General features: G+C 32.3%; 4 protein-coding genes and 1 pseudogene. All 5 read right to left on the reverse strand.

Annotated elements, in window-relative coordinates:
- Window positions 1-453 (reverse strand): YncE family protein (locus tag SA378_RS02110; RefSeq protein ID WP_412178662.1); only part of this gene is annotated, 453 nt, incomplete at its 3' end.
- A gap of 255 nt (window positions 454-708) precedes the next feature.
- On the reverse strand, window positions 709-1,500 hold the full coding sequence (locus tag SA378_RS02115; protein WP_318524340.1) for a patatin-like phospholipase family protein: 792 nt from the start codon (window positions 1,498-1,500) through the stop codon (window positions 709-711).
- A 26-nt stretch (window positions 1,501-1,526) separates the two neighbouring features.
- Window positions 1,527-2,228, reverse strand: coding sequence for a LysM domain-containing protein (locus SA378_RS02120; RefSeq protein ID WP_318524341.1), 702 nt, complete (start codon window positions 2,226-2,228; stop codon window positions 1,527-1,529).
- A 112-nt stretch (window positions 2,229-2,340) separates the two neighbouring features.
- A complete protein-coding gene (gene rnhA / locus SA378_RS02125) occupies window positions 2,341-2,778 on the reverse strand; it encodes a ribonuclease HI (protein WP_318524342.1) in 438 nt (145 codons plus the stop codon).
- A pseudogene (locus tag SA378_RS02130) lies at window positions 2,778-3,110 on the reverse strand (3-phosphoglycerate dehydrogenase); the annotation flags it as partial. The gene rnhA and the pseudogene SA378_RS02130, both read right to left, overlap by 1 nt.

Raw genomic sequence — 3,110 nt, forward strand, 5'->3', positions numbered from 1 at the left:
AAGGTTATATTCTATTACTTCGTTTTCTTCATAACTAGTAGTATAAAGCTTTTTTTTGTCTTCGCTTAATACAATATCGTGTGTTTTAATACCTGCAGGTATGGATTCTGTAAGTGTGAAGTTCGACAAATCTATTACAGAAATATTATCCGATTCAAAATTAGCAACATACATTATGTCATTGTTTATGAACATATGCCTCGGATCCCTTCCAACTGTCGTTTCCTGAATTTCATTCATAATGTAATTATATTTATAGATTTTATTGTTGTATGAATCCGCCAAATAAACTGTATCTTCAAAATTTATTATGCTATGAATTGCAAACTTTCCTATGCCCCCAAAATTAACTGCTTTTTTACAAAAATAATCATCGCCACATAATTCAATTATAAATAACATTAACCTTCCCTGACTAACGCCTGTTGCAACAACTTTATCATCACATTTCATAGCAATCACCTCCATATAGTTTATGAAACACATAAAAAGAAGTGCTTAAATTCATTAGTTTATAAAAATGTTTTATTTTTATATTTTGGGGTAATAATATAACGAAAAAGATTAAAAAATGTAATATGTTAAATAAAATTGCAAATTTACTAATAGACAAATTTAAAGATCCATATGCTTAACTTCAACTTACAGCTAGTGTATGCCCCCCCATCACTTGTACTGTAAGTAACCGTTAAAAAAAACACCTGATATTTAAATTAACAGGTGTTTTTTTATATTTAATATTCTTTTAGCATCTTCATATCCTTTGTTAATCATCCAAATAATTTGCTCCGGGCTTGCTTCTAATGTACTGCTTAAGTATTCATTGGGTGCTATGTCAATAATTTCAATATTTTCAGAACTGTTGAAATTGTATATTTCAGGTCTTAAACGTACAGATATTATAACATTGCAACCTTTTTCAGCGACCATTTCTACTGGAAGCTTCATAAACATGCTGCCATCCAAATAATACTTGCCGTTTATTCGTCTTGGTGTAAAAACCGGGAGATTGCAACTTGCAAAAACATACTCATGAAGCAATCCCTTCGGTATATCTTCTTTATAAAGTTTTAAAGGTTTTCTGTCCGTTAGGCAGTATGTTGCAAGCCCAAATTCAACATTAGATTTTCTTATTGCATCTTCATCAATGACTTCTTTGTAAAACTTTATAACTGGCTCTGGATCTATTCCTTTGCTTTTCATATATTGTTTTTCAAATACATCTATATTTTTAATTATTTTTTCGAAAATTTCTGTAGAATTTTTTTTATAGCTTTTTTCATTTTTCGAATATGAAAAATCTATATTTTTCCATATATTTGAACTTTTTTCATAATCACCCAAAACATATGGTACAGCATTAAGAGCACCTATGGAAGTACCTGCGACACAGTTGTACTCGATATTTAGTTCTTTTAAAGCTTTTAATGCACCTATCTGATAGGCACCTTTTGCTCCCCCTCCCTCTAAAGCAATTCCTACTTTTTTATTACTTTTCATCCTATCTCCTATTTTTATATCTTATTTTATGCGTTAGGTATGCACACTTTTGTTCCTGAAATTAAAAAGTTAGCAGGCCTTAAACTAGGATTTGCTATAAGTAAAGCTGATGGTGTAGTATTGTTGTTTAATGCCACAGTAGAAAGGCTATCTCCTACTTTTATAATATATTCTCTTGAGTTTGGTCCACATTCTTGATACGTACCGGGAGGTATGCACAATTCAGTTCCCGGAACAATAATGTTAGGGTTAAACTCAGCATTTGCTTCCTTTAATTCATTTAAACTTAAATTGTAGCTTATAAGAATATCACTTAACCTTGTGCCTTGCTGTATTACAACAACAGTTCCAAAAGGACATCCGGCCGGAACATTCGGAATACAAATTTCCTGGCCAACTTTTAAATCGTACGGGTTAGCTTCAGGATTAGCTTCAAGCAAAATGTTAAGTGGTAAGTTATACCTTTGCGCTATATTGTAGAAGCTGTCTTTTTCTTTTACTATATAGTATGCACCATTAATACATGACGGTCTCTGAGGTACTCTCGGAACACATATTGTCATCCCTTCAGTTAATGTTCTAAGCCTTAGTGTAGGGTTTAATTCAAGTAATCCTACTAAATTTGTGCCGAATCTTGCTGCAATAGAATTCAATGTATCTCCAGGCCTTACAACATAAGTCATTGAAGATTCATTCGGGCATTGAATTTGATTTTGTCTAAAAATCATTATAATCACCTCATAATATAATTTGTTAATTTATAATATTCATGAGGCAATGAATGTTTACTTAATTTAATTTTTAAACTGCATTCATTATGAATTATTTAGTACAATTAATTTATTTGAATTTATCTCTTTCACTAACAGCAAGTTTGTCGCATCGTTCATTATATTCATGACCATTATGTCCCAATACATGTACAAATTTCACATTATGATTGCTAATTGCATTTAGTAATCTTTGCCACAGTTCCTGATTTAATACAGGCTTTCCGTCGGATTTTTTCCAGCTCTTTTTCTGCCAGGAATCCAGCCAACCTTTGTTAAATGCATCCGTAACATATTTTGAATCTGTTGTTACTGTAACGTCACAAGGTTCTTTTAATGCTTCAAGCCCCACAATCACACCCATAAGCTCCATTCTGTTATTAGTCGTGTTCTCTTCACCGCCGCTAAGTTGTAATTCTTTACCGTTAAATTCTAATACTACTCCATATCCTCCAGGTCCAGGATTTTTACTGCATGCGCCATCCGAGTATATGTTGACTTTTTTCATTATTTCTCCGCCTTTTGCTTAATTAGCATAACTCTCAAAATACCGTATTGTTCCTCTAATTCTTTCAATTTATCTTCGTTGAATTCTCCAACAACATCGATAATATTGCACGCATAATCTCCCTTGCTTTTATTAACCATACCTATTATGTTAACATTGTAGCTTGCCAAAGCTGTTGTCATTTTTCCAATCATATTTGGAATATTTTTGTTCAAAACAACAATCCTGTCCGTACCCGGATACCTGTCCATTGCGCAATCCGGAAAATTAACAGAATTTGTAATATTGCCTTTTTCCAAATATTCAGTAAGCTGTGTCACTGCCATTTCAGC

It is taken from the genome of Sedimentibacter sp. (genome assembly GCF_033447055.1).
In the GTDB taxonomy this organism is placed as follows: Bacteria; Bacillota; Clostridia; order Tissierellales; family Sedimentibacteraceae; genus Sedimentibacter.

Excerpts from the sequence above, each read along its gene's own strand:
- SA378_RS02115 (WP_318524340.1), bottom strand. The coding sequence starts at position 1,500 with ATGAAAAGTAATAAAAAAGTAGGAATTGCTTTAGAGGGAGGGGGAGCA.
- SA378_RS02120 (WP_318524341.1), bottom strand. The coding sequence starts at position 2,228 with ATGATTTTTAGACAAAATCAAATTCAATGCCCGAATGAATCTTCAATG.
- rnhA (WP_318524342.1), bottom strand. The coding sequence starts at position 2,778 with ATGAAAAAAGTCAACATATACTCGGATGGCGCATGCAGTAAAAATCCT.